We start from the raw sequence: 17,922 nt of genomic DNA on the forward strand, positions 1-17,922 counted from the left end.
GTTCTGGGGGCACTTTACCGACTCGGCAGGGGGCTTTGTTTGACCATGGTCAAGCCGGATCACATTCCAAACGGGAGCGCATAAAGCATCAGAGCCAGACCAAGAAACCCAATCAGGATCATTGTAAAGCCACGCTGAAATGTCGGCGCATCGCGCAGGCCAAGATAGTCGGACAAAATCACCCGCGACTTCACACCAGCCAGACCCAGCACAGCTGCCACAAAAATTGGGCCTGCCTCCGGTAGGACGCCGGCAAACACGGTGGTCGCAAAAGATAAGGCCATCAAAAGCAGCCAGGCGCGGGTCAGGACTGTGGTCATCAATGCACCAGATAGATAATGGGAAAGAGCAGTATCCAGATCAGATCCACCATGTGCCAAAAGGCAGTGCCCGCTTCCATGTTGCGGGGCGTGTTCCAGCGCATCAGCAGGCCAAAGATCACCAAACCGGCTACCACATGCAGCGCGTGAAACCCTGTGAGCAGGTAGTAGAAAGTGAAGAAGTCGCTGGTCTCAATACCAATGCCCAAACGGGCTTTTTCTGCGTATTCGAGCCACTTTACGACCAGAAACACCATGCCAAAAACAATGGCACCAGTGAGCCAGAGGCGCATGTGTCGGGTGGAATGCACCGCTCGCGCCGCGCAGTATCCGCTTGTCACCAACACAATGGTATTGGCGGCTCCGGCCACGCGGTTGAGCTGCGCCTGATCAGCGGCAAAGCCAACCGGATCCATCGCCCGCATGCCGAGGAAGGCCAAAAAACCTGCACCAAACACCAACAGTTCGGACACAATCAGCACCCAGATCATCAGATCCCCCGGCAGCTCGTCCAGCACAGAGGTTTGATCACTCATGCGCCGCCTGTGATCTGTCGGTAGATTTCCGGCAAAGCTGCGGTCAATCGCGTAGGGTCCGGCACCACGGAAAATCCATCGGTCCCAAAAATCCGCTGCACCCAACCCTGGCCTTTTTGATCGACCACAACTCCGTGCACGGCGTGACCCCGACGGCGGGCTTCGCGCACTGCCATGCGGCTGTCCTCAATGCCGTGACGGCCTTCGTAGTGGTCCAGATCATTGGGCTTGCCATCGGTGATCACCAGTAGCAGGCGACGAGAGTTGGGCCGGTCATCCAGCCCTGCCGCCGCGTGACGCACCGCCGCGCCAAGGCGCGTGTAAAACGCGGGGTTCAACCCGCCAATCCGCGCTTCGACTTTGGCGCTCATGGTTTCATCAAACTCTTTGCAGGTCTGAACATAGACTCGGTCGCGTTTGAGCGACGAGAAGCAATTGATGGCAAAATCATCGCCACAAGCATTGAGCCCCCAAGCCAAGGCGGTCAGCGCTTCCCGTTCGACTTCGATCACAGAGCGGTCGCCAATGGCAGATTCAGTGGAGCGAGAAATGTCCATCAGCACGGAGATCGCCAGATCACGGTCCATAACTTTCGCCGCGCGATACACCCGGTCACTGGATCGGCCAGTCGCACGCAGCTCCACCTGCGCCGCAATTGCAGCTTCTAGGTCCAATTCATCCCCATCAAGCTGACGTGGCAGGATCACACGTTTCGGACGCAGAGCTTCAAACTGTCGCTTCACCGCGCGGATACGCCGTTCTGCCGCCGGATCATGTTCAAGCGCTTCAACCTCATCTGCCACGCTGGCCAAAACCCGCGCGTGGTTGGGGATGTAAGCCCCTTTGCGGTGATCCCATTCCGGATACATGTGTTTGCCGGACAATTGCTCCCGCTCGGCATCCTCAGGCGATAGATCGAGGTGAAATTTCAGCCGCGTGGCGGTCTTTTTGGAAATCTGACCCAGCGCCAGCTCGTCTTGGTCATCTGCCGCCCGGCGCGCGTTGTCCTCGTCGTCATCTTCCACCCGCCGGTTCATGTTGAGGCTCTCAACCCAGCTAAAGATGGCTTCGAACTTGTGCAGGATCAGGCTGTCACGGCGTTCAGCAAGATCACTTTGAGACCGGCGTGCAGCCTTGGTGCCCTCAGAGTCTTCGCCGGGACCTTGCCCCTGTTCTTCGCTTTCCGGCAGACGGTCCACGGCGGCGCGTTTTGCCATTGGCCTCAAGTCCGGCCACATCGGAATCGACTGAAATGGGCGGTAGCCATGAGGCGCCGTGATCGTATCCAGAGACGCTTCAGGTTGGCGGATCAGCATAATGAACTCAGCCGCCAGACTGTTTGTTGGCTCCGGTCCCCCCAGCAAATGATCAATGGCTGCTTCGAGGGCCCTTTCAAACTTAGGGAGCTGTGTGGTTGGTCGTTGAGACCGACAGGCCCCCACAAGAGTTTCATAAAACCCGCGCAGGCCGGGGCAATCTTTCAACGTTGCCTGCGTCATCGCAATGGAGGCTTGCAGCGCTCGCAGATCAGCCCGCAGGGGGTCGTCTTCTTTCACAGGCTCAGGGGCGTGGGCAACAGAGGCCACCAGCCAGAAATACAGCGCCGCATTGGCCTCGCGGGCCGGGAATTCCGCGATGTGTTCTGGGAGGCGCAGCGCCTCTCCATCAAAGCTCGGGCGGGCTTCGCGCTCGCGCCAAGTCCCCAAGGTACGACGCCATGACAGGCGGTGGTTGGACACTTTTAGTGTGGCGGGTTTTATCTCCGCCCCGTGTGAGCCACCAAGGCCGCGGAAAAAGACACCAAGACGGCCTGAAACGTCTTCCAACGCCACGGCGGCATCCTCGTGGGTGTCGCGGGCGTCCAACCGGCTGGCAAAGGTATGCCAGAGTTTGCCAACGGTCTCTTCTGGTTCAAAAATATCGAATTCATGTTCGGACATGAGGCACCTCGGGTGATTAGGTAACGTCCTGGAAAGAAAAACAGCGACCGACCGTACTGGGTGGCCGGTCGCTGCCGAGGGCGGTTAAGCACTAGAGGGACGCTTAACCGTATATCGCAGTGACCAGATCCATCAGGCCACGTTTGACGTCTTCGTCATCGGTGAGCGGCTCGATCATGGCGGTGCGGATGGCGCGCTCAACGGACATGCCGTCGGCAATCAGCGTGGCACAGTAGATCACAAGGCGGGTCGAGACGCCTTCTTCCAGGTCCTGACCTTTCAGGCCGCGCAGCTTGTTGGCCAAGCGGACAAGCGCGGTCACACGATCTGTGTCCAAGCCGGTTTCATGCTCAACAATGTCAATTTCCCGGTCTTGCGCAGGGAAATCAAAATCAATCGACAGGAAACGCTGACGGGTGGACGGCTTCAGAGTCTTCAGGATGTTCTGATAGCCAGGGTTGTAGCTGGCCACGAGCATGAAGCCCGGTGCTGCCTCGATTTCTTCGCCGGTTTTGTCCAGCGGCAGGATGCGACGATCATCTGTGAGCGGGTGCAACACAACGGTCACGTCTTTGCGGGCTTCAACAACCTCATCTAGGTAACAAATTGCCCCTTCGCGCACCGCGCGTGTCAAAGGACCATCCACCCAGACTGTTTCTCCACCTTTTAACAAGTAGCGACCAACAAGGTCCGCCGCAGAAAGGTCGTCGTGGCAAGCAATGGTATAAAGTGGGCGGCCAAGTTTGGCAGCCATATGGGCGACAAAGCGTGTCTTACCGCAGCCAGTAGGCCCCTTCAGAAGCAGCGGCAGCCCATGGCGTTCAGCAGCTTCAAAGACATCACATTCATCTGAGACGGGTGAGTAGAAGGGGGCTTTAGCCCCCTCCGTGGTTTTTTCAACAGCAGCCATCATCAGGCTCCTTCACTTTTGGCTTCAGCGCCGCGTGTGATGATCTCTTTACGAGGAGCCAGCTGCGCATAGATGAACAGGATGGCGCCGACCACAACACAGAGACCAGAGCCCCAGCGCATCAGGTAGAACAAGTTGAGACCTTCTTGGATGTCCATGAAGTTTTCGCCCATGACGCGCTGCAGGTGTGTTTGCACAGTGCCCGCAAAGGTCAGAACAAAGGTCATGAACGCCATCCCGCCGGTCATCAGCCAGAAGCTCACCATATTGAGCACCTGATTGTAGGGGTCCCGGTTGGTCAGGATTGGGAAGGCATAGGTGAAGATCGCCAGGTTCACTGCCACATAGGCGCCGTAGAAGGCCAAGTGACCGTGGGCTGCGGTGATCTGTGTGCCGTGGGTGTAGTAGTTCACACCGTGCAGTGTGTGCAGGAAGCCCCAGACGCCTGCGCCAAAGAAGGCCACGGTTGCGGCACCCAATGCCCAAAGCAGCGCGGCTTTGTTCGGATGGTCACGTTTGCCTTTCCACACCATGACAAAGCTGAAGCTCATCATTGCGAAGAAGGGGATCACTTCCAGCGAGGAGAAGATCGAGCCAATCCACTGCCAGTAACCCGGCAAGCCGATCCAGTAGTAGTGGTGGCCTGTGCCAAGGATGCCAGAGAACAGCGCGGTGGCGACAATGATGTAGAGCCACTTTTCGATGATCTCACGGTCCACACCGGTCAGTTTCAGAAGCAGGTAGGCCAGGATCGACGCCATCACCAGTTCCCAAGTACCTTCCACCCACAGGTGAACGATGTACCACCAGAACATTTTGTCCAGCGCCAGGTTGGCAGGGTTGTAGAAGGCAAACAGCCACAGCAGCGACAAGCCCCAAAGACCCAGAAGCAGCACGTTGGTGATTGCGGTTTTACGGCCCTGCAACACGGTCATTGTGATGTTGAACAGGAAGATCAGCGCCGCAACCAGAATGCCCAGCTTGACCCAGACAGGTTGCTCAATGAACTCGCGACCTTCTTTGCCCAGCAGCCAGTTGCCTTCAAACAGGTTGAACACATAGGTGACCACCACGCCAGCGGTGCCCAGAAGCAGGATGATCAACTGTAGATATGCCAATTTGGGGGAATAGATCTCCCGTTCGGCTTCTTCCGGTACAAGGAAGTAGGCCGCACCAAAGAAGCCCAGCAGCAACCACACAACCAGGGAGTTGGTGTGCAGCATCCGGACGATGTTGAACGGCAGCAGCTCGGACAGGAAGTTCGGGCTGACATAAATCCAGCCGGCGATCAGCCCGCCGGTGACTTGCACAGCGAACAGAATCATGGCCGCCAGGAAGTACCAATAGGCAATTTTTTGAGTTTGATATTTCATCTCTTGTCTCCTCGTCCGGCCTTAGCCCGCCTCGTTGGGCGGCCAACCCTGCGCATCGATCCCGTTCACCCACAGGAAGAAATCCGTGAGGTCGCGCAGTTCGTCATCGCTCAGGTTGAATTGAGGCATCTGACGACGCCCTTCGATGCCGGTTGGTTGGGACTCCATCCACGCTTTCATGATTTCGAAAGCGGTTTCAGGATCGTCGTCCACGCCCCACCGGGCCATCACATTTTGTAGTTCCGGGGCGAAGTAGGCACCTTCCCCCATCAGTGTGTGGCAGTTGATACATGCGTGTTTTTCCCACACATGTTTGCCACGGGCCACGCTGTCCGTCAGTTCGGCATGTGCAGTCGATTGGGTAACAACGTACCGCACCGAATGCGCCGATAAGATCAAAAAGACCACAATGAAGAACAGCGAGCCGCCATAGAACACGTTTCGTGCCATGGTCTTGGTCATGACTTCTCGCATATCGGCCTCCAGCTCAGTTATCCATTTTTGGGCATAGAGCCTTGTCTCGGCCAGACGATTGACAATTGTTAAGGGCACCCTAGATTTCCAAAGTACGCTTTAGCGACACGGCGGTGTGAGGCGGTGCGCATGTCGAAAAAATATCTTGAAATTAAATAGTTACTTTTATTCGTATGCTCTAAAGCAGCATCTCAGATACCTTATTTCCAACGGTCTATTTAAGATAATATCTAAGCCGGATTTGCCTCCCAGGCCTTTGCTATGTGCAGGATTCGGTTCCGCAGCTGCCCGCGCATTGCAGCGCATTTGTGCGCCGCCAAATGACCATAGATTGTGCCACGGCAATCAGGGTAAGCTGCTGGAGATTTCTATTAGGAAAGGCGCATCATGCCCCGTTTTGTACTGTCCGCCGCGGCCCATTTGATTGCCAATGCCATTGGTCTGATCCTCGCGAATATTTTGCTACCCGGCTTTACCATCGGCTTTCTTGGCATCGTGATTGTCACGTTGGTGTTCACTGTGGTTTCTGTCGTGCTCTTGCCGATCATCCGTAAAGTATCCGAGAAAAAACTGCCGGAGCTTCTGGGAGGTCTGTCCTTGGTTGTCACCTTTGCTGGCCTGCTGATCACCGAAATGCTGGTCAGTGATTTTACCATCGGCGGTATTGCCAACCTTCTGGCGGCCACCCTGATTGTCTGGCTCGGCGCGCTGATTGCCGGGGTGCTGTTGCCGAAGTATCTCTTCCCATCCCTCGCGAAACCCAAAGCGCACACGTAAAGTTTGCCTAAAACTTTTCACAATTGAGCGCCAATTGCGCCTCGATCAACGGTCAGTTTCCATTCTGTAAACAATCAGAAAGGAACTGACACATGGCACATGCAGACATCGGCGGCGCAATGATCGACGCGCCTGTTCTCGACATTTTGACCCGCGAAAAGAACAATTCTCTAAGCGCGCGTGAATGGAAATTCCGTCTGGCAGGCTACGGCTACGCGATCAAAGATGTGGCGGGCGCACAGGTTGTGACCAAACTGCCCCAGGGTACTGAAATTGGCGTGCTTCCAGCGCACTTCCACTAAGTGGACCTGGTACCTGTAACGATCACTTGAGTAACTCAAGGCAGCGCCCCGGCTTTGGCCGGGACGCCTTGCATCAAAAGGCTCTAACGGCCGGGAATCTGATCCCGACGGGAATAGTCCTGCCAGTTATTGAGCACGTCCACCGCCTCTTCCGCGGTCTCTACAAACTGGAACAGATCGAGGTCTTCTGCGGAAATTGTGCCCGCATCCGACAGCGCGTCCCAATTGATGATCTTCTGCCAGAACTCCTTGCCAAACAGCAGGAACGGCACACGCTGCATGCGGCCGGTCTGGATCAGCGTCAGAGATTCAAACAACTCGTCCAAGGTGCCGAAGCCCCCCGGGAACACACAAATCGCATTGGCGCGCATCAGGAAGTGCATCTTACGGATCGCAAAATAGTGGAAGTTGAAGCACAGCTCCGGTGTCACATATTCGTTTGGCGCCTGCTCGTGCGGCAGCACGATGTTGAGGCCTATCGAGCGCCCACCGGCGTCCTGTGCGCCGCGATTGCCCGCTTCCATCACACCAGGGCCGCCACCGGTGACAATGACGTTCTTCTTGCCGTCGCTGGCTTCCGTCACCAGCTGCGCAAACTTGCGGGTTTCATCATAAAACCGCGACAGTTCCGCCAGCGTTTCGGTGCGGGCAGTCTCCTTCTTTGATGGTTCCGGAATACGCGCGCCACCAAACAGCACCACCGTGCTCTCAATTTCATGCTCGTCCATCGCCAACTCAGGCTTCAGCAGTTCCAGCTGCAACCGCACAGGACGCAGTTCCGGACGACACAGGAAATCCTCGTCCGCAAAGGCCAGTCGGTAGGACGGTGCGCGGGTCTGGGGGGTGTCCGGAACTTGGTTGGCGGTGTGGCGATCAGAGTGGGCATCTGACAGCGGGTGGCGGCGATCATCTTTCATCGTTACTGGTCCTTGCTTGCGCGTTTTTCTTTTGCCTATAGGGTTCGCGCTAACAAAACCAGTGACAGGGAAGTGAAAATGGACTGGAGCACAGAGATTGCCGCAGCGGCGGAGCGGATCAAAACCCACGTACTGCGCACCCCGGTGGTGACCGTGGACAACGGCTTTGGTCTGGATTTCCCGGTACAGATGAAGCTGGAGCAGATGCAACACACCGGCACCTTCAAGGCGCGCGGCGCATTCAATACGCTCTTGTCCTCGGACGTTCCTGCGGCAGGGCTGGTTGCCGCTTCTGGAGGCAACCACGGCGCTGCGGTGGCGTACGCGGCCCATAAACTCGGTCACAAAGCCCGCATCTATGTGCCGGAAATGGCGGGACCCGCCAAAGTGGCGTTGATCCACGACGTCGGTGCGGACCTAGAAGTGGTGCCCGGTGCATACTCTGATGCGCTCGACAAAGCCCTGTCGTATGAAGCTGAGACAGGTGCGATGCAGATCCACGCCTATGACGCGCTGGGCACTGTGGGCGGGCAGGGGACCGTGGCGCTGGAGTGGGAAGAGCAGGGGCTGGATGCCGATACAGTAATTATTGCTGTCGGTGGTGGTGGGTTGATTGGTGGATCGATGGCCTGGTTTGACGGCCGCCGCCGCGTGATCGCTGTGGAGCCGGAAACCTCCTGCGCGCTCAATGCGGCCTTGAAGGCTGGTGAGCCTGTAGACGTGGATGTGTCAGGCGTGGCGGCCAATGCGCTGGGCGCCAAACGCATTGGCCAGATTTGCTTTGAACTCGCAGTCTCCACGGGAGCGGAGTCTGTATTGGTCACAGATGAGGCCATCACCCAAGCGCAACAGGCCTTGTGGCGGGAACGCCGGCAACTGGTTGAACCCGCTGGCGCAACTGCTTTGGCTGCGTTGATGTCCGGTGCCTACGTGCCCGAACCGGGCGAAAAAGTTGCCGTTTTGGTCTGTGGCGCCAACATTGCGCCGGACCCGTTTGGCCAAGCGACATAATGAGCGCGTGACGCCCGCGCACTATCCCGTTAGAACACCCCAAATTCCAAGACATCCGGAGCCTTAAACATGTCGAATGCCCAACTGGAACAAGCCATCGAAGCCGCGTGGGACGCGCGCGACACCATCACCCCCGCGACCACTGGCGAAACCCGTGACGCGATCGAGTCCACACTGAACGCGCTCGATAGCGGCAGCCTGCGCGTCGCCGAGAAAATGGAAAACGGTGACTGGCACGTCAATCAGTGGGCCAAAAAGGCTGTGCTGCTTGGCTTCCGCATCAAAGACATGGAAATCCAGGATGGCGGCCCACAGGGCTCCGGCTGGTGGGACAAAGTTGACAGCAAATTCAAAGGCTGGGGTGAGAAGCAGTGGAAAGATGCTGGCTTCCGCGCGGTGCCAAACTGCGTGGTCCGCAAGTCAGCCTATGTTGCGCCAAGCGTTGTGCTGATGCCGTCTTTTGTGAACATCGGCGCCTATGTTGACGAAGGCACCATGGTCGACACATGGGCCACCGTTGGCTCCTGCGCCCAGATCGGCAAGAACGTGCACCTCTCTGGCGGTGTTGGCATCGGTGGCGTTCTGGAACCCATGCAGGCCGGCCCGACCATCATTGAAGACAACTGCTTCATCGGCGCGCGCTCCGAGGTGGTTGAAGGCTGCATCGTCCGCGAAGGCTCTGTGCTGGGCATGGGCGTGTTCATTGGCCAGTCCACCAAGATTGTGGATCGTGAAACCGGCGAAGTGATGTACGGTGAAGTGCCGCCTTACTCGGTGGTTGTCGCAGGCTCCATGCCATCCAAGAATGGCGTGAACCTCTACTGTGCGGTAATCGTGAAACGCGTGGACGAGCGCACCCGCTCCAAGACCGGCATCAACGAGCTGCTGCGCGACTAAGACTGCGCCCTATCAAAATCTTGGGCCAGTCTCCATTCGGAGGCTGGCCTTTGTTTTTGGTATTCTGTCAGAAAAGCGCGGGAGCCAACGACGCCACAAGCGCCAACGCAGCGACGATATTGAAGGTTTTGAGCCGTCGCCCCGTCGACAGGTACCGACGAATAACTGTCCCAAACCAGCCCCAGGCGGAATTGGACAAAAGCCCAACACCTGCAAAGGTCAATGCCACAAAAACCACGCTTGCCGGCGCAAACCCAGGCGCAAAGAGCGCCACGGCGGCCATGCCCAAGGCCCAGACCTTTGGATTGACCGCCTGAAACAAAAGCGCCTGCACAAAGGTCAATGGCGTGCCCGCCGCATCGGCCTCTGCCGGTGGCGCTGCGTTTGCAATTTTCCATGCCAGATAGAGCAGGTACACGGTCGAGGCGGCCAAAAGCGTCCAACGCGCCACGGGAAACAGGTCAAGAATGGCGCCAATGCCAATTCCGGCCAGGCTGATCACAAGGGTGATGCCGACCGCAACGCCAAGGATATGGGGCACCGTGCTGCGAAAACCAAAATTCACGCCTGAGGCCATGATCATAATGCTGTTTGGACCGGGTGTGATCGTGGAGGCGGTAACAAACGCGACCATCGGAAACCACGCAGCAAAATCCATACCCAAAACCCTGTTTGACTTCGCACCAATCGTTGGTCCTGACACCCCCGTCACATCTGTTCGGTGTGGAAACCAACGCTATGCGTTACTCATAGATCGTTCATTGCAACCACAGCAATTGTGAAAGGCTCCTGCCTAACAACGATCTCCGCAAAGGGTCCGGAGTTTTACCGCCGGAACGTGGCACCAAACCAGTGTTCCAACAGGGCGTCATAGGTGCCATCTTCACGCAGTTTCAGCAAAGACTGGTCAATCTCTTCACGCCACGGGCTGCCGGTTGGTAAGGCAATGCCGTAGTTTTCGGGCCGATACACCCGCTCGATCAGGCGGGATTCATTGCGGCCGTCAGTGGTGGCAAAATAGGCCAGGATCGGTCCGTCAAACACCACCGAGTCGATGTCGCCATCCTGAAAGGCGGCAAGCACTTCATGGGGTGTTTCAAAGTCCCGAAACCGGATGTCGCGCGCGGTTAGGAACTGTGCGGAGGTGGACCCTTCAACAGACCCGACCTTTCGACCTTCCAGATCGTTGATGCTGTCTACAGAGTCTTGCAAGGCTTCCACGGTGACAGCTGCGGTGATGGTCGCAACAAACACCGACACCACAAACAGGCTGGCGACCACAAGGATCACCGCAAAGAACCGCCCCGGGCGTGATTGCGGCATGCGTTCTTCAAAGCCACCGTTGACCACCAAGTTGAGGGCCCACCAGAACGATGGGAACAGCGCGTCTTTCGCAGGCCGATCAAAATAGGGCTGATGGCGGCGCTCAAACAGCCACATGATCATGCCACCACCAAACAAAAGGCCCAGCGCCACAAGGATGGCTGTCATGATTTCACGTGTGAGCAAGTGGCCAATCCGCGCAAGACTACCGGGTTCGGACGGGAGCAGGATCTGAATGCCACTCTCAAAAATCGGCTGGCTAAAATCCATCACCGTTTCACGCGAGGCGGTGATCGAAATATTGGCAATCGCGCCGTCTACGGAAACCGCTTCTACAGCCGCCAACATGTCTGGGAAGCTGTCTTGAGGGACAAAGGTGATTTCCTTGCCCAGGTCCTCGCCGATGGCCCGCATCAAGTCGATGCTGAAGCCGCGCGGTGTGTTGTCAGTCAGAAAGACAAAAGGCGGACGGTCCACGGTCGCAAACATCAACGTCTCTGCCGATTGGGCAGAGGCGACAGAAATCCATGACAAGATGGCGCCAAGAGAGAGTAGGGCTGCGGGGAGGAAGCGCATAGTCAGTACCGAAGTTGCTTGGCTCCCCCTATCGCGCACCGCTTGACCCGGTCAACCGCGCTCTGAAGTTGACCTAGGGTTTTGTGGCTCTAATGCGGACATTTTGCCCCTTAAGCCGCAGCCATGAGGGCCTCAGCCTCGTATTTGCGCAGCGACACACGGGCAGAGGGCCCAAAGCCGTAACCCATCAACGCATCCGAATTTGGCATGAGTCGCAGGATTTCGTCGCGGGTGTCGGCATCAAAACTGTCGAGTGTTTCCTGCCCCGGATGGTAGCTTTCGCTGTCCAATCCATTGGCGCGCACAATCTCGTGGCGGTCAAACAGGATATGTACATAGGTCACCGGCCCATGGTCTTCGCGCACAGTGATGGTGTCCCCGTTCACCAGATCCTTGGCTTTGACCAACACCTCGGATTCGCCAAACAACATGGCGGCCTGTGAAGATTTGATCAGGATGCGGTGGTTGGGCGAGAACTCGACGGCCTCATGGTGACCCAGCGTGTCTTTCTCCAACCGGATCGGCGCATCGGATCCGGTGGCTTGGCGGGTTGTTGTGCCAATCCACAGCAACGGTTGGAAGCCGTTGTCGCGGGTGAGCACCATTTGGCCGGGCATCAGGTCTTCGACTTTCATTAAGCCGTCTTGGGTGACGATCTCAGTCCCGGCGACAAAACACGGCGCTGTGGTGGTTGTCACCTTCACAAATCCGGTGTCTGTGTTGCCGTCTGAATCTTCCACTTCATAAGTGAAAGCCTCGCTGCCCAAATCATCGTCCGTTTGGATCGAAAGCGTGCCGTCCGGGTTCAGCGTAACCACTTCACCAGAGGTGAGCGTAACCGAGTCACCAGCACTGACCTCCTGGCCGTTGATTTTGGTGATGGTCATGGTTGTGCCATCGGGTGCCGAGTCATTGGCCAACACATCCACGGTTTTGGTGGCATCGGCCCCAATTTCATATTCATCGTCATGCGCCAGAAGGGCGCATTGAATAGAGTCACCGGCGATCAGCAGGTTGGAATCATACTTGTCGTCTCCGGCGTCTGCTATGCCGATCTTAATGGTGTTGACCTCGCCCGGATTGACCGGTGCTTTCACGTTGAGTGTAATGGTCAGCCCGTCCATCTCGCTATTGACCACCTCGCCGTCGGCCGGGTTGTCGATATAGAGGTTGCTGTTGTCTTCGTCGTTGATGTTGTCGATTGTGATGTCACCATCGCCAATCGACAGCGTGGCCTTCTCACCATTCACCCATATGCCTATGGCATCGTTGTAGCCCTCGTCGACGTATTCCAGGTATTCTTCGGACGAAAACACGATCTGCATGGTCAGCGTGTCGCCATCCGGTATGAAACTGGCTTCAAACACCGCAGCGTCGTAGGTTTCTCCGCCGGCGATCTCGGACAAATCATCGTCGCCGCTGGTGTCCATTTGGCCAGTTGTATTGGCCGCCTCGTTCACGTCACCGTCCGCGTTGGTGAAGTCTTTGGTGTAACCTGTAGAGAGGATCACCCCGCTGTCAGACGGTGTGGCATCCGGCGCCACGGAGTCACCGTCTGAATAGGTCCCACTGGACATGTGGTGGCCGGAATAGCTTGCCCCCAATACCTGGACACCGGTGCCAAACATGGCGTCCGCCATCTGCGTCGCACTGGCACTGTTGTCAACTGGCAGTTCTGATGCGGTTGGCATAGTGGTCCCCTATTTGCATTCCCAAACCATAGATGTGGCGTCTCTGCCCTGTTTCAGTTGGGAACCCGGTCGAACGCTTTGGCTGGTCCGGCGGAACAACGTGCCCGGACATTGGCGTCGGCTGTGAAATTGCCGAGTGGAGATTCGAAAGTCACCATTAGAAAGAGGGCACGTTCTGCGCGCTAACAGTTTGGAATACAACCCTTTCCAAAAGATGACCAAACCACCCCAAGACTCTGAAAAAAAGAAGAAAATTTTCTCGATTGTTGGAAGTGTAAAACGGCAGTCAGCACCGAGTGGTTGACCCTTTGCCCCATGGCGCGCTAAGGCCGGTTTAAGAGAAAGGCACCGTCATGACCCAGGAAAAAAAGAAAAAGAAGACCCGGCAACAGGTGTACACGCTGTTGGTGCAGGTTGGGCGCAAAGACGGAGATGGTCTGCCGGACGAAGCCACTGGCGGCGCTCTGATGATCTATGCCAGCGGCGTGGACGAGGCGGAGGCGGTGCGCGAAACGGTTGCGATTCTGAAGCAGGCGGATTTGAACCCGCTTGACGTCACCGGTTATGGCACCGTTGAAGAACGTGAAGCTCAAGGCCACGAGATTGACGGCCATGAGCGTGGTTTGATGCAGCGTGCCTTGGATGAAAACTCTGTGGTTGTTGCGCAGTTGACGCCGTTTTACCACGGAGAAGAATCTGAGGACGCTGCCACCACCGAGCACTGACCTCGATCGGCGCCTGTCACGCCGCGCGCTGGGCCGCCAAGGTGAGCGCGTCAAACTCCCGCAAAACCGGGAAGGCGGTGCGCGCGTGTTCTGGCAGCAACCGGCGTGGGTATCCTGACAACAAGCTGGCGCTTAGCAAATCCCGCCGTCTGCGCATCCGGCCCACATCCATGCTTTCCACATAGGTGTCCGCTGCCAAAATGGCCTCGTGATTGGGCAGCAACAGTTGGCAATAGGTCACTAAGGGTGCTTCTCCGCCAGGAGTTGCTGCGTTGCCATGTAACAAATGCCCGGCCGGAACCAAGACAAACTCGGAGCCAAACATATACTCGACCCGGCTGCCGCCGATCATAAGCCGTTGGGTCGGGCTGGTGACAATATCGCGGCTGAGACCAAAAAAGGGCGCGCGCAATTTGATCGGGGCAAAATGCCCGGTGGCGGGCACCGTTCTGCGGATATTGGCCAAAACCGGCACCAAATCGCCAGACGGGGTCTGCACCACATCGCCGCGTTTCAATGTGCCGACTTTGCGATAACCCTGCGCGGTCATAACCGGCGTTTCTTCAGACAGGCTCGGCATTGGGCCAATGGGTTCAATCCGGTTGGAAACCGCAATAAAGGACAAGTCGCTTGAAAGCACACGCGCCTCATCGTCTTGCACACACTCCCGGATTTCCGCGGGGGTGAGAGCCACTGGGCGCACCAACGTACGGAGCTCCACACGCCATGTGCCGGGTTGCTCCACCGCCAGGCGACCAACATTGGCAGACAGATCCCAGGAATAGGTCACACGCAGGACATCCGCACGCCCCCCGGTGTCGAGATTGACCGCCACATGGGCGGTGCGCCCACCCCGGTTCAGGACAAGCACAACGCCGCCACCGGGCACCGCCTGCAAAGACAGGCGAAAGCCGCTGCCGGTTTGGGAGGCCATGCCCAAAAGCGTTTGCGGCCGGTCGTAAGGGGACACCCGCGTTTCAACAACCAAGCTGCCACGTGGCAGGGTGGTGTTCGAGAGCGGCTGGGGATCTGCAATTGCCTCAGTTGGCGCGCCGCGCGGACGGGCCAACCCGTTTGGGTCAAACAACGCGTGTTTTTTGTCCCAAAGTGCAATCCAACTCATAGATCAGACCCCGCCAAAGGCAATCTGAGTGAGGGTCGCGACCTCAAAGCTGCGCAATCCACGTCGGGCCATTTGACCGTACCCATCCCCGGACACCGGGTCGAGCTCGGGAAAGAGGGCACAGATCTCTGCAACAATGTCCGGTTCAAAACTGCTCGAGGTCTGCGGCCCCGGCAAATAGCTTTCCGTCATCAGCTTTTCTGAAAAAATGATCTGATGGTCATCAAACAAAAGATGTACGTATTCAACCTCGCCTCCCGGGACTTGGCGGATGGTTTTGTCGTTCACCAGATCGCGCGCCGCGACCAAAACCTCTTCTTCACCAAACAACAGCTCCGCCCAGGCATTGCGGATCAACACGCGGTGCAGCGGGGAGAGCAGTAACTCGCGGTGGTTGCCAAGGGTGTTTTCCATGATGCGGATCGGGGCCATCGCTCCGGTTGCCGGCACCTTGCGCCGCCCAATCCAACGCACCGGTTGGGGGCCGTTGTCCAAAGTCTCAACCAAGTCCCCCACGTTCAGGCACTCAATTGGCACTTCGCCATGTGGCGTGCGAATAAATGTGCCCACCGTGAAGCAAGGCGCCTGATTGATCTTGATATAGCCGACATCGGTTGTGCCGTTTCCGTCATCAATGGTGTAGGTCAGGTTGACCTCTTCTTCATCACTGTCGCCTTCAAAAGTGATGGTACCATCTGCGTTGACGGTGATGATTTGCCCGCTTGGCAATGTGATCGGCACACCAACTGTAATTGGCTGTCCTGAAATATGCGTGATGGTGATGGCATTGCCGGTGTCATTCACGTCATTGGCCAGCACGTCGATGGTACGTGTGCCGTCAATCGGCAGCTCTACCTCATCGGTGTTGGCAATCAGGGATGTCTGGATCGAATTAGCCGCAATCAAAAGCGAACTGTCGTATTGGCTGTCTGACACATCGGCCACAACAATGCGGATGTCATTCATGCCCGCAACGATGTCAAACGTCAGGGTCATGGTGATGGTGAACCCATCCATTTCCGTGTTGTAGAGACCCCCGGTGTTGTTCACGAACAGGCTTTCGTTTTCGCCGTTGTTGATGTTGCCCGGGTCCACATCCCCGTTGCCAATTTCTAGCGGAACATAGCTTCCGTTGATCGAAACCGCGACAAAGTCCTGATAGATGGAGCTGATGTATTCCGGGTATTCCTCTGACGCAAAAACGAACTGCATGGTCATTTGACCCGCTTCATTGGCGACAAAAGACACGTCCAGATAAGAAGCGTCATAGGTGTTGGTGCCGGCCACCGCGTTGAATTCGGCGTTGTTGTCCTCACCGTTGGTATCTGTCGACCGGTTGGTGCGTTGGTTGTTGCCGCCCCAGCGATTGGAAAAATTTCTGGCATGTCCCGTAGATAGGATCACCCCTTCGTCGCTTGGGGTTGCGCCAGGAGAAACACTGTCGCCATTGGTGTAGATGCCGGAAGAGGAGTTCTGCCCATTATAGTCTGCGGACACAATGGTCACGTCATCGCCAAAAATGGTTTCCGCCATATCCATGGCAGACGCGCCGGTGTTTACGGGCAATCTGGGCATTATTTCTCGCCTCATGTTGATGAGGCACGCCACACAACAACGCCCACCTGCTCACAGGGCGCTCATACGGGTTTCGTTGCACTTCGAGATGCGTTTGTTGGAAACCTTTGGCTGTTTTAGCCGAACTGCTGGTGACCTGCCTCGGTCGATTTTTATTAACTCTAACTAAACAGCATATTTTTCCGCTTGTTAAGGGGTGGCCCACCGCTTTGTGTTCCAAATGTGGCTTTCCGGTCTGCCGTGGCTGTGCCACAACCCATGGCGCAAGCTTATCACACAAAGGAACCCGCCATGACCAAGACCGATGCCGCACAGCTGACCGCAGATCTGATCCGCTGTCCCTCTGTGACGCCGGAGGAGGGCGGGGCGCTGGTCTTGCTGGAAAAGCTGCTGTCGGACGCCGGGTTTGACTGCAACCGCGTAGATCGCGGCGCGGTCAGCAACCTTTTTGCCCGCTGGGGCCGCAAAGGCGACAGCAAGACGTTTGGCTTTAACGGTCACACGGATGTGGTGCCCGTTGGCGACGAGGCCGCCTGGACGGTAGATCCGTTTGGCGCAGACATCAAAGACGGCATCATGTTTGGCCGTGGCGCCACCGATATGAAATCCGGTGTCGCCGCGTTTGCTGCCGCCGCGATTGATTTTGTCTCTAACACACCGCCAGAGGGTGCCATCATCCTCACCATCACCGGCGATGAGGAGGGTGACGCCATCGACGGCACCACCGCGCTTCTGGACTACATGTCCACCGAACAGGAGCGCATGTCCGTCTGTCTGGTGGGCGAGCCAACCTGCCCCAACGAGATGGGCGAGATGATGAAAATTGGCCGTCGCGGCTCGATGACCGCCTATTTCACCTTTACCGGAAAACAAGGTCACTCCGCCTATCCGCACCGCGCCAACAACCCGCTGCCGGTGATGGCCCGCCTGATGGATCAGTTCTCTTCCGAGCCGCTGGACAATGGCACCGACCATTTTGATGCGTCTACTTTGGCGGTCGTCACCATGGACACAGGCAATCCGGCCACCAATGTGATCCCGGCGGAATGCAAAGCAACGCTCAACATCCGCTTCAACGACTCCCACTCCGGCGCGTCCCTCACAGAGTGGATACAGTCGAAAGTAGATACTATCTCGGCGGAAACCGGCGTTGGCATCGACATGAAAGTCACCATCTCTGGGGAAAGCTTCATCACCCCACCCGGTGATTTGTCCGAATTGGTGGCCAACTCTGTGGAAGCTGAAACCGGTCGCCGCCCGGAGCTTTCTACGTCTGGTGGCACCTCGGACGCCCGCTTTGTGCAGCACCACTGCCCGGTGGTGGAATTTGGTCTCGTGGGCAAAACCATGCATCAGGTGGATGAACAGGTGCCGGTTGCGCAAATCCATCAGCTCAAAGACATCTACAGCCGCATTTTGCGAGACTATTTTGCCTAAATATCACCCAAACCT

18 protein-coding genes are annotated in these 17,922 nt (G+C 57.0%); 6 read left to right on the top strand and 12 right to left on the bottom strand.

Translation table 11 applies throughout. The features are described 5' to 3' along the window. Window positions 1-59 precede the first annotated feature (59 nt). The 6 genes from JXR15_RS04640 to JXR15_RS04665 all read right to left on the bottom strand — a co-directional run bounded on the left by JXR15_RS04640 (window position 60) and on the right by JXR15_RS04665 (window position 5,553). Window positions 60-320 (bottom strand): cytochrome C oxidase subunit IV family protein, encoded by a 261-nt coding sequence (locus JXR15_RS04640; protein ID WP_422052060.1) that lies wholly within the window; start codon window positions 318-320, stop codon window positions 60-62. Continuing rightward, on the bottom strand, window positions 320-856 hold the full coding sequence (locus tag JXR15_RS04645) for a cytochrome c oxidase subunit 3 (protein ID WP_422052061.1): 537 nt from the start codon (window positions 854-856) through the stop codon (window positions 320-322). The genes JXR15_RS04640 and JXR15_RS04645 overlap by 1 nt, the downstream gene beginning before the upstream one ends. Then, window positions 853-2,796 carry a nitric oxide reductase activation protein NorD gene (locus JXR15_RS04650; protein WP_422052062.1) on the bottom strand — a complete coding sequence of 648 codons (1,944 nt, stop codon included), beginning with the start codon at window positions 2,794-2,796 and terminating at the stop codon, window positions 853-855. The genes JXR15_RS04645 and JXR15_RS04650 overlap by 4 nt, the downstream gene beginning before the upstream one ends. 103 nt (window positions 2,797-2,899) lie before the next feature. Then, complete coding sequence (locus JXR15_RS04655) at window positions 2,900-3,706, bottom strand: CbbQ/NirQ/NorQ/GpvN family protein (protein WP_164643498.1); 807 nt, start codon at window positions 3,704-3,706, stop codon at window positions 2,900-2,902. Window positions 3,707-3,708: 2 nt separating this feature from the next. After that, window positions 3,709-5,079: a cbb3-type cytochrome c oxidase subunit I gene (locus JXR15_RS04660; protein WP_422052063.1), complete on the bottom strand. Its 1,371-nt coding sequence runs from the start codon at window positions 5,077-5,079 to the stop codon at window positions 3,709-3,711. Between the two features lie 21 nt (window positions 5,080-5,100). Next, complete coding sequence (locus tag JXR15_RS04665) at window positions 5,101-5,553, bottom strand: c-type cytochrome (protein WP_422052064.1); 453 nt, start codon at window positions 5,551-5,553, stop codon at window positions 5,101-5,103. A 387-nt stretch (window positions 5,554-5,940) separates the two neighbouring features. Here JXR15_RS04665 and JXR15_RS04670 point away from each other — a divergent pair, with 387 nt between their 5' ends. Together JXR15_RS04670 and JXR15_RS04675 are read left to right on the top strand one after the other, a co-directional pair. Then, on the top strand, window positions 5,941-6,330 hold the full coding sequence (locus JXR15_RS04670; RefSeq protein ID WP_294115455.1) for a phage holin family protein: 390 nt from the start codon (window positions 5,941-5,943) through the stop codon (window positions 6,328-6,330). A 92-nt stretch (window positions 6,331-6,422) separates the two neighbouring features. Beyond that, complete coding sequence (locus tag JXR15_RS04675) at window positions 6,423-6,632, top strand: hypothetical protein (protein WP_283424573.1); 210 nt, start codon at window positions 6,423-6,425, stop codon at window positions 6,630-6,632. A gap of 83 nt (window positions 6,633-6,715) precedes the next feature. On the opposite strand, the gene JXR15_RS04680 is transcribed toward JXR15_RS04675, so the two are convergent. Then, the gene (locus JXR15_RS04680) at window positions 6,716-7,549 is read right to left on the bottom strand and encodes a TIGR00730 family Rossman fold protein (protein WP_422052065.1); all 834 of its coding nucleotides are present in this window, start codon (window positions 7,547-7,549) and stop codon (window positions 6,716-6,718) included. A gap of 78 nt (window positions 7,550-7,627) precedes the next feature. Between JXR15_RS04680 and JXR15_RS04685 the strand changes: the two genes are divergently transcribed. Together JXR15_RS04685 and dapD are read left to right on the top strand one after the other, a co-directional pair. Continuing rightward, the gene (locus JXR15_RS04685) at window positions 7,628-8,560 is read left to right on the top strand and encodes a threonine/serine dehydratase (RefSeq protein ID WP_422052066.1); all 933 of its coding nucleotides are present in this window, start codon (window positions 7,628-7,630) and stop codon (window positions 8,558-8,560) included. Between the two features lie 69 nt (window positions 8,561-8,629). Further along, window positions 8,630-9,457, top strand: a complete 828-nt coding sequence (gene dapD / locus JXR15_RS04690; RefSeq protein ID WP_422052067.1) for a 2,3,4,5-tetrahydropyridine-2,6-dicarboxylate N-succinyltransferase — start codon at window positions 8,630-8,632, stop codon at window positions 9,455-9,457. Between the two features lie 67 nt (window positions 9,458-9,524). Here dapD and JXR15_RS04695 read toward each other — a convergent pair whose 3' ends face one another. From JXR15_RS04695 to JXR15_RS04705, 3 genes are all read right to left on the bottom strand, one after another. Next, complete coding sequence (locus JXR15_RS04695; protein WP_422052068.1) at window positions 9,525-10,115, bottom strand: LysE family translocator; 591 nt, start codon at window positions 10,113-10,115, stop codon at window positions 9,525-9,527. 167 nt (window positions 10,116-10,282) lie between these two features. Next, window positions 10,283-11,356, bottom strand: a complete 1,074-nt coding sequence (locus JXR15_RS04700) for a transporter substrate-binding domain-containing protein (protein ID WP_422052069.1) — start codon at window positions 11,354-11,356, stop codon at window positions 10,283-10,285. 110 nt (window positions 11,357-11,466) lie between these two features. Beyond that, window positions 11,467-13,047: a choice-of-anchor L domain-containing protein gene (locus JXR15_RS04705; RefSeq protein ID WP_422052070.1), complete on the bottom strand. Its 1,581-nt coding sequence runs from the start codon at window positions 13,045-13,047 to the stop codon at window positions 11,467-11,469. A gap of 353 nt (window positions 13,048-13,400) precedes the next feature. Here JXR15_RS04705 and JXR15_RS04710 point away from each other — a divergent pair, with 353 nt between their 5' ends. Beyond that, on the top strand, window positions 13,401-13,772 hold the full coding sequence (locus JXR15_RS04710; protein ID WP_422052071.1) for a hypothetical protein: 372 nt from the start codon (window positions 13,401-13,403) through the stop codon (window positions 13,770-13,772). 16 nt (window positions 13,773-13,788) lie between these two features. Here JXR15_RS04710 and JXR15_RS04715 read toward each other — a convergent pair whose 3' ends face one another. Then, window positions 13,789-14,895 carry a Hint domain-containing protein gene (locus tag JXR15_RS04715; protein WP_422052072.1) on the bottom strand — a complete coding sequence of 369 codons (1,107 nt, stop codon included), beginning with the start codon at window positions 14,893-14,895 and terminating at the stop codon, window positions 13,789-13,791. 3 nt (window positions 14,896-14,898) lie between these two features. After that, a complete protein-coding gene (locus JXR15_RS04720; RefSeq protein ID WP_422052073.1) occupies window positions 14,899-16,470 on the bottom strand; it encodes a Hint domain-containing protein in 1,572 nt (523 codons plus the stop codon). Between the two features lie 291 nt (window positions 16,471-16,761). On the opposite strand from JXR15_RS04720, the gene dapE reads away from it, so the two are divergent. Beyond that, a complete protein-coding gene (dapE, locus tag JXR15_RS04725; RefSeq protein WP_422052074.1) occupies window positions 16,762-17,907 on the top strand; it encodes a succinyl-diaminopimelate desuccinylase in 1,146 nt (381 codons plus the stop codon). The last annotated feature ends 15 nt before the right edge of the window (window positions 17,908-17,922 follow it).

Source organism: Shimia sp., assembly GCF_049116215.1.
GTDB lineage: Bacteria > Pseudomonadota > Alphaproteobacteria > Rhodobacterales > Rhodobacteraceae > Shimia.

What these genes read in the sequence shown, in the direction of transcription:
- JXR15_RS04640 (WP_422052060.1), bottom strand. Translation starts at nt 320, where the DNA reads ATGACCACAGTCCTGACCCGCGCCTGGCTGCTTTTGATGGCCTTATCT.
- JXR15_RS04645 (WP_422052061.1), bottom strand. Translation starts at nt 856, where the DNA reads ATGAGTGATCAAACCTCTGTGCTGGACGAGCTGCCGGGGGATCTGATG.
- JXR15_RS04650 (WP_422052062.1), bottom strand. Translation starts at nt 2,796, where the DNA reads ATGTCCGAACATGAATTCGATATTTTTGAACCAGAAGAGACCGTTGGC.
- JXR15_RS04655 (WP_164643498.1), bottom strand. Translation starts at nt 3,706, where the DNA reads ATGGCTGCTGTTGAAAAAACCACGGAGGGGGCTAAAGCCCCCTTCTAC.
- JXR15_RS04660 (WP_422052063.1), bottom strand. Translation starts at nt 5,079, where the DNA reads ATGAAATATCAAACTCAAAAAATTGCCTATTGGTACTTCCTGGCGGCC.
- JXR15_RS04665 (WP_422052064.1), bottom strand. Translation starts at nt 5,553, where the DNA reads ATGCGAGAAGTCATGACCAAGACCATGGCACGAAACGTGTTCTATGGC.
- JXR15_RS04670 (WP_294115455.1), top strand. Translation starts at nt 5,941, where the DNA reads ATGCCCCGTTTTGTACTGTCCGCCGCGGCCCATTTGATTGCCAATGCC.
- JXR15_RS04675 (WP_283424573.1), top strand. Translation starts at nt 6,423, where the DNA reads ATGGCACATGCAGACATCGGCGGCGCAATGATCGACGCGCCTGTTCTC.
- JXR15_RS04680 (WP_422052065.1), bottom strand. Translation starts at nt 7,549, where the DNA reads ATGAAAGATGATCGCCGCCACCCGCTGTCAGATGCCCACTCTGATCGC.
- JXR15_RS04685 (WP_422052066.1), top strand. Translation starts at nt 7,628, where the DNA reads ATGGACTGGAGCACAGAGATTGCCGCAGCGGCGGAGCGGATCAAAACC.
- dapD (WP_422052067.1), top strand. Translation starts at nt 8,630, where the DNA reads ATGTCGAATGCCCAACTGGAACAAGCCATCGAAGCCGCGTGGGACGCG.
- JXR15_RS04695 (WP_422052068.1), bottom strand. Translation starts at nt 10,115, where the DNA reads ATGGATTTTGCTGCGTGGTTTCCGATGGTCGCGTTTGTTACCGCCTCC.
- JXR15_RS04700 (WP_422052069.1), bottom strand. Translation starts at nt 11,356, where the DNA reads ATGCGCTTCCTCCCCGCAGCCCTACTCTCTCTTGGCGCCATCTTGTCA.
- JXR15_RS04705 (WP_422052070.1), bottom strand. Translation starts at nt 13,047, where the DNA reads ATGCCAACCGCATCAGAACTGCCAGTTGACAACAGTGCCAGTGCGACG.
- JXR15_RS04710 (WP_422052071.1), top strand. Translation starts at nt 13,401, where the DNA reads ATGACCCAGGAAAAAAAGAAAAAGAAGACCCGGCAACAGGTGTACACG.
- JXR15_RS04715 (WP_422052072.1), bottom strand. Translation starts at nt 14,895, where the DNA reads ATGAGTTGGATTGCACTTTGGGACAAAAAACACGCGTTGTTTGACCCA.
- JXR15_RS04720 (WP_422052073.1), bottom strand. Translation starts at nt 16,470, where the DNA reads ATGCCCAGATTGCCCGTAAACACCGGCGCGTCTGCCATGGATATGGCG.
- dapE (WP_422052074.1), top strand. Translation starts at nt 16,762, where the DNA reads ATGACCAAGACCGATGCCGCACAGCTGACCGCAGATCTGATCCGCTGT.